This window comes from Dyella sp., assembly GCF_035508675.1.
Lineage (GTDB): Bacteria > Pseudomonadota > Gammaproteobacteria > Xanthomonadales > Rhodanobacteraceae > Dyella_B.
The window spans coordinates 1-7,209 of record NZ_DATJMN010000096.1 but is presented as its reverse complement, the minus strand read 5'-3'; the positions used below and the strand labels follow the sequence as shown (position 1 = coordinate 7,209).

General features: G+C 59.5%; 4 protein-coding genes and 1 pseudogene. 4 read left to right on the top strand and 1 reads right to left on the bottom strand.

From position 1 onward, the window contains the following. A partial coding sequence (locus VMA74_RS05450) for an HNH endonuclease (RefSeq protein WP_325365581.1) occupies positions 1-739 on the top strand: 739 nt, incomplete at its 5' end. Between the two features lie 1,393 nt (positions 740-2,132). On the opposite strand, the gene VMA74_RS05445 is transcribed toward VMA74_RS05450, so the two are convergent. Continuing rightward, on the bottom strand, positions 2,133-2,324 hold the full coding sequence (locus VMA74_RS05445; protein ID WP_325365579.1) for a hypothetical protein: 192 nt from the start codon (positions 2,322-2,324) through the stop codon (positions 2,133-2,135). Between the two features lie 217 nt (positions 2,325-2,541). Here VMA74_RS05445 and VMA74_RS05440 point away from each other — a divergent pair, with 217 nt between their 5' ends. The 3 genes and pseudogenes from VMA74_RS05440 to VMA74_RS05430 form a co-directional block, all read left to right on the top strand. Then, positions 2,542-4,815, top strand: coding sequence for a hypothetical protein (locus tag VMA74_RS05440; RefSeq protein WP_325365577.1), 2,274 nt, complete (start codon positions 2,542-2,544; stop codon positions 4,813-4,815). 734 nt (positions 4,816-5,549) lie between these two features. After that, positions 5,550-6,905 (top strand): hypothetical protein, encoded by a 1,356-nt coding sequence (locus VMA74_RS05435; RefSeq protein WP_325365575.1) that lies wholly within the window; start codon positions 5,550-5,552, stop codon positions 6,903-6,905. Between the two features lie 19 nt (positions 6,906-6,924). Continuing rightward, positions 6,925-7,209: pseudogene (locus VMA74_RS05430) on the top strand (hypothetical protein); the annotation flags it as partial.

The following is a 7,209-nucleotide window of genomic DNA, read 5'->3' as shown; positions in this document are numbered from 1 at the left end:
TGTCCGGGCCATCGAAGCCGCTCGCTTTCCATCGCCTCGCTTACCGGGATGGTGGCTGGCCGCCGCCATGAAGCGGTTCGACGGGCTTTGTGCCTACTGCGGACAAGATGCAGGAAACGCCCCCGACGTCGATGCGGTGATTCCGCTGGTGGCCGGTGGACCGCAACGCCCAGATGCCGCCGTGCTGACCTGCAAGGCATGCCGGCAAGGGCGCGGACGACGTGACCTGCTGCTGTGGAAGCCTAATGCCTCCCCCCAACTCCGAGCACTACGCGCGGCGTTGGCGCTCGACGCCTGGAACCATCTGTCACGAGATCCCGCCGACATGAAAACGCCGGCGAAAGCTGCCGACGTAATCAACGCGCGCTGGCGGCAACCGCGATTCCATTGCCATGGCGCCCTACTGCCCATGGGCGGATTCATCGGATGGCGCGAGGCCGTGCAGGTTCCCTCCGCGATGCAATTGCGCTTGGTTTTCGATCACGGTGCCTGGCGCTTGCGTCAGTCAATGAAGAACACCCGCCGACGGAACAACACGCCGGCGATCTTTTGGGTGCCCACGCGGCAGGCCGCCTTGGCCGCGTTGTGGGATGTGATCGAGCACAACGGATTGGTTCGTGCGATAGAGCTCGGCATGCCGTCGACGTCGGAAGAAGGTGCAGTCGATCCGTCGGAGGACTGGAAGCTCATGTTTCTCACCACCGCGGATCTGGTAAGGCGGCAGCGGCGAAGCCGCTGACACAGCGGTCTCGTCCTAACAGGTATCCCTGACGAGGTTACAAGCAGCACCGCCCGATCGAATGCCCGTCCATGGGCGCTTGGTGGGCAGGCGGCAAAGACCAAGCGCGGGCGATAGCCGCCGTGTGCGCGGTGACGGGCGACGGATTCCCGTATGTAGGAATTCGCCTACAACACAACGCGATGACACCTGATAGCCCGGTCCCGCGTGCTGAAAGAGAATAGCGCCATGCCCCGTGAGTCCTCGCCGACGTTTCGGCGGGTGGCACGGATGTCAGGTGCAGCAAGGAGGCTGCGATCCGACGAGTGGGGCATCATCAGGGATGATGACTTTTCCAAAGCCCCGGCCCTGCCGGGGCTTTTTCGTTGCTGTCCAGGTCTCAGCGCGTGCGACGCTCGGATGCTTTAATTGTCCGCCGATTTCGAGACACCCTGATTTCCGATGGACACACCACCCGACACCGCGCTGACCCAGGTTGCCCAAGCAGCTGTTTCCCCCGCTGGCCCAGCGGTCGCCAGACCGTTTCGGCGCAGAGCTTGGGCCGCATTGCTGCTGCTTGGAACCACTTCCATTGCCCTGTGCTCCGCGCACACGCCACCTCACCTGTTCGGCGGGGTCCTCCACGCCCGAGGCCCACATGGGGTTTACACCGACATCCGGTTCGAGCCCCATCGTCTGGTGGCACGGGTGCACGAGCCTCACATGTGCGTCTTGCGCGCCCACCTCGTGCACGGAGATCCGCACACCAGCCGCTACGCCATTGAGACACCTCAGGGGGGACGCTTTTGCGATGAACTGGTTGGCGGGGAGATCCTGATCCACCCGCACTCGCCGAATGACCTGATGGCGGAGTTCCGATCGGCGCGGATGGACTGGTCAGGGGATTTTCGTCGCCACACGCCGGGCCGCTAACCAAGCACCAAACCTCAGGCAAACCTCAGAGCACCAAACCTCAGGGGCCAGAGTGCACTTTCCGAAAAGTCTATTCTGACCCCGGCTTTGCATCATCGCTGGAAGCCGCTATCCATGAACCACATGACACCTTATGCATCGCGGATATCTCGCGACGACGACGACCACTGAAAGATGATCACGAGCGCTTAAAATTTTGCGCATGATGCTCAAAGCGTCAGCCGTTGTGCATGTTTCATCAGGACAACTCCATGTCATTTGAGGCCGCGCGATCATTCTTGAGAACCAGTGTGTGTTTTCACGTGCGCCGCGCAGTGAATCGGACACCCATGAAAAATTGGATGCTTCAGATATCCGAATCGATATCGGTAGTGGGGCGAATCGGCCACAGAAGTGCGATGTGAATCGCAAATTGGCCACTTCACGCGCTGCAGCTTTGCGTGTCAACGCAAAACACTCACATTTCGCAACGAAATTGCTGCTACGCAACTTCAATTTTCGCAAATGTCTCTTGCGTTCTTCGCAATGCCACACCTGACGGCGAGCGATAGAGTGCTGCGCCAGGCGTGAGGTGGCAGGTGCGGCAAGGGCGTTGATGGAATACATCAACGCTTTCGCGAAAACCGAAATCCGCCAGACGAGAAGCGCGCTTTTCTTGCAAGAAGTCAGACATTCGCCATTCCGGCAAAAGCTGGGATGCCGAGGTGAGAGTCTCCGGCGACCCAAAGTCGTCGGCGTCGCAGTAGTCAAACGAAGTGCCGTTCAAGAAAACACCACGTTTTTGTCACGCAACAACGGCGCGATGCATCGCCTTCCTGCAGTGATGCGCTGATGGACCAGCGGCGGCGATACACCGCAACGAGTCCAATATGCAAAACCTGGAGGGGAACATGAAGACACGCTTGCAGCGGGCCATCGCCCGTGGATTGATGTGCAGCACGCTGGCCGCGCTTTCGCTATCGCCCATGGCGACGCTTGCGCAAGGCACACCGTCCTACACCTGGAACAACGTGCGCATCGTCGCCGGCGGTTACGTCGACGGCATCATCGCGCATCCGAAACAGCAAGGCCTGTTCTACGCGCGCACCGACGTGGGCGGCGCGTACCGCTACAACGCCACCACCGCGCAATGGGTGCCGTTGACTGACTGGGTGTCGCCGGCCGATGCCAATTGGACCGGCATCGAAAGCGTGGCGATCGATCCGAGCAACCCGAACATGCTTTATCTGGTGGGCGGTTTGTACACGCAATCGTGGGGCAGCAATGGCGCGATACTGGTGTCGTCCGACCAGGGCGCGCATTTCACCGCGCATCCGCTCAACTTCAAGGTTGGCGGCAATATGGACGGACGCAACGTGGGCGAGCGTTTGCAAGTGGATCCGAACAAGGGCTCGATCCTGTTCTACGGCACGCGCAACGATGCCGATCAAGCGAGCACCAACGGCTTGTGGACCAGCACCGATAGCGGCAGCACGTGGAATCGCGTGAGCAGCTTCACTGCGCTATCCAGCGACGGCACCGGCGCGGGTGTGGCGTTCATCGCGTTCTATCAGCCATCGAGCGGTGCAGGCTCGCCGACCAAGACCATCTTTGCCGGCGTATCCACCAGCACGGCGGCATCGTCGCTGTACAAGAGCACGGATGGCGGCGCCACGTGGGCGCCAGTGTCCGGTGGCCCTGCCGCGGGCATGATGCCGCAGCGCGGGCTGATCGGTCCTGATGGCAATCTCTACATCACCTATGGCAATGCCATTGGTCCCAATGGCATGACTGCAGGCCAGGTATGGAAGTACAGCATTGGCCTCAACACCTGGCAGAACATCACGCCGACCGATCCGTACAACTATCCGTCCGGTTACAGCGGCCTGGCGCTCGATCCGGAAAAGCCCGGCACACTGGTGGTGATGACGATGGATCACTGGTGGCCGAGCGACACCATGTACCGCAGCACCAATGCCGGTTCGACCTGGACGGACGTCGGTGCGAATGCGGTGCGCGATTCGAGCCTGTCGCCATGGATCGTGCAGCCCGGTCAGACGCAGGCCGGTTTTGGCAACTGGGGCGAAGTGGTGATCGACCCCTTCAATTCGGCGCATGCCATGTACGGTACGGGTGGCGGCATCTGGGCCACTTCCGATCTCACCTCCGCCGATGCCGGACAAGCCACGCACTGGAGCGTGGGCGCCAGCGGCATCGAGGAAACGGCGGTGATCACATTGCTGTCGCCCACCGCCGGCCCGCCCTTGATCAGCGGGCTCGGTGACGTGTGCGGTTTCGTGCACACCAGCCTGACCACGGTACCGCAGTCGCAGCCCAACAATCCGACGTGTGGCGACAGCATCGGCACCGGGCTGGACTTTGCCAAGAGCTCGCCGTCGACGATCGTGCGCATTCTTCAGCACGGCAACAGCACGCTTACTTCGTTCGGTTCGATCTCCCACGACGGCGGCTCCACCTGGACCGGCTTCCCCAACCAGGCCGGCTCCACCAACGGTGGCGGCACAGTGGCGATTTCCGCCGATGGCAACACCATCGTGTGGGCGCCGAGCGATGTCGCGCCGGTCGTATCGACCGATCAGGGCAACACGTGGAAAACCCTCACCTATCCCACCAGCAGCGGCAGCGCGAACCTGCCGACCGGTGCGCAGGTATTGTCGGATGGCTACAACGGCAATCTGTTCTATGCGTGGAACCAGGCTACCGGCACGTTCTTCAGCAGTTCGGATAAAGGCATGACCTGGTATGCATCGACCACGTCCGGCCTGCCGGTACTAGCATCGTGGCAGAGCAGCCAGGCATCGACGGTAACCGGCGTGCAAGGCGATATCTGGCTGGCAACGCCCAACGGCCTGTATCGCAGCACGAGCTCCGGCTGGAGCTGGAGTCAGGTCGATGCATCGACCATCAGTGCTGCAACGTCGATCGGTTTCGGCAAGGCGGCATCCGGCACGTACTACCCGGCGATCTACCTCGCCGGCACGGTAAACGGCGTGACCGGCCTGTTCCGCTCCACCGATGCCGGCGCAACCTGGGTGCAAATCAACGATGCGCAACATCAATGGGGTGGCGTCACGCACGTGATTGGCGATCCCCGCACGTTCGGTACGGTGTATCTGGGTACCAGTGCCGCGCGCGGCGTCATTTACGGCACTTCGTCGAACTGATGGAGGCATTGACTTCCCTCCCCTGCTTGCGGGGGAGGGATACATGGGCTCTGCTTTTTAAATGTTCACGCATCATCGCAAAGCGAAATTCTTGCCTGCAGATTCAACGCTACCGAGTCGTCGCCCCGGCGAACGCCTGGTTTTCAGTGACTTTCGCGATCTTCAAGTCGCTGGGTAATTCGCTTCGCTCACCCCTTCGGACGTTCTCCGTGCTTCGCACTTCGTCCGGCTTTCGCCGGGATGACGAGCCATTGAGCATTTCGGCGGATGCCGGCTACACGGGTGTAGACAAGCGCGTCAGCGCATCCAAGGTGAAGTACGGGTACATCGCCGCCAAGCGTGGGACGCTCAAGGCCATGCCGGAAGGTGCAAGGAAGGAAGCGACACGTTACGTTGAATACCTCAAGGCCGCCGCACGTACGAAGGTGGACCATGGGCCAGCAGCCCTAAGGGCGAAGAGATATCTCATCAGCGCTCGTTCACGCCAAATTGACGGACCGAGGCATTTACTTTTACACGGCGCGGCAGTACTGCCCGCCGGAACAGGGGAAAACGTGCAATGGCATGAGTGTCCTTGCGGCACGTCGACGTCGTCTGAGACCGAGTGCTTTTTGTCTGTGAGTATTCCGCACGCTTCGCCCTAAGACTGGCTAACGCTATGCGTGGCGACTTTCCTTGTGTGCCCGAAACGTCCCACGGTTTTGCCAAACCACTCATGGACAAGGACGATAGCGATGAAAACCCAATACCCGTTCTCTCGTGCTCAAGGGAAATACTTCGCTTGGGCGCTGCTCTGCGGAATCTCGCTTTTTCCAATGGCACAAGTGCTCGTTGCTGCCGATGGGCCCTCGACCGCACCGCCACCTTTGCCGGTGTTGACGCCGCAAATCCCGTTGGAAATCACCGTCACGGGGTCCAAGCCAACGCTCGCCTCGTTGCAGCATGACTTCGACGTATTTTCCTGGCAATCGTTTGTTGCTTTGAACTGGCCAGCCAATCCCGATGGCTCGCCCAATATAAACCTCACTATCGGCCAGGCAACCAACGCCCCCGTCGTGTGGGAGAGTTATCGAGAGAGCCGCACGATTTTCCTTCCAGGGGGTGCAACACCCGCGAAATGGGGTGAAGAGAGCCCTCTTCCTCCGGTTTGCAAGAACATCGATGCCAAACATCTTCCAGCTGGAACGATGCTGCTGACGCAAGTTGGAAAAACACCCAACGTGCTCGATGAAAGCGGCGAGCCATTCAAGACCGGCCCCTTGATCGACCAAAACGGCCAATACGCGCGCTTTTCAATCATGACTAATTACGCGATGTTCAACTACATCGTCACCTACAAGCTCTACTCGAAAGATGGGCAAAAAGCGTTCAACGCCGATGCCAACTTTCCTTCCAGCCAAGCGTCGACCCAGCAAGTTGGTTCCATCATGATCAAGACAGCATGGGTAAAGATGGGTGGGAAGTACGACCCATCGAAGTTCTACACCAACTACGCGCTGGTCTATGACGACCCACAAGAGCACGCAGGCGTAAAGCCTTCGTGCGTGCTTGAGCAAGTCGGCCTTGTCGGCTTTCATATCGCGCACAAGACCGCGGACGAACCCCAGTGGATTTGGTCCACGTTTGAACATGTGGACAACGTTCCAACCATGGGGGAAAAGCCAACGCTTACGGCCTACAACTTCTTTGATCCGCATTGTAAAGATTGCAAGATCAACCAACCACCGCCGCGCCCCTGGAATCCGGGCACTTCCTACACTAAGCCGTCTCAAGTGGAGCGCGTGATTCCCATCACCCCTGAGGCGCAGCAACTCAACGAGGCCTATCACCAGGCGCTGGCAGCCGCGGTGCCTGGTTCGGTTTGGGTCAATTATGAGTTGGTCAGTACGCAATGGCCGACAGATGCCAAAAGCAAAATCGATCCTACGGGCGTGCCTGCTCCGTCGTTCCTCGCCAACACGACCTTGGAGTCTTACATCCAAGGTCGTGTCAAACAGACGTCCAGCAGCTGCATGGCATGCCACAACAATGCTACCAGCACTACGGGGAACTTCTCGGACTTCACTTACCTGCTCCAACGTGCGCAGTAATCCATAAAGGAGAAGAGCCATGAGCAGTGATATGGATAATTTCATCGGTCTTAGTGCCGTGCTGACAGGCTTTAACCAAAGCGTGCTTGCACCCGGCCTGGACCCGGTAGACATCAAATCGGAATATCTGCCTTTTTTTACGCAGAAGATTGCACAAGAGAGCGGCAACCCGTTGCTGGTCGGCCAAATCTTCCAGAAGTATTCAGCCCTTAACGCGCAACACCTCACACCGCAACAAATCGGTGCGGCCATGCTGGACCCGAGCAATGGGGAAGCTTTTGTGCTGGCTTGCCGCAAGTTGATT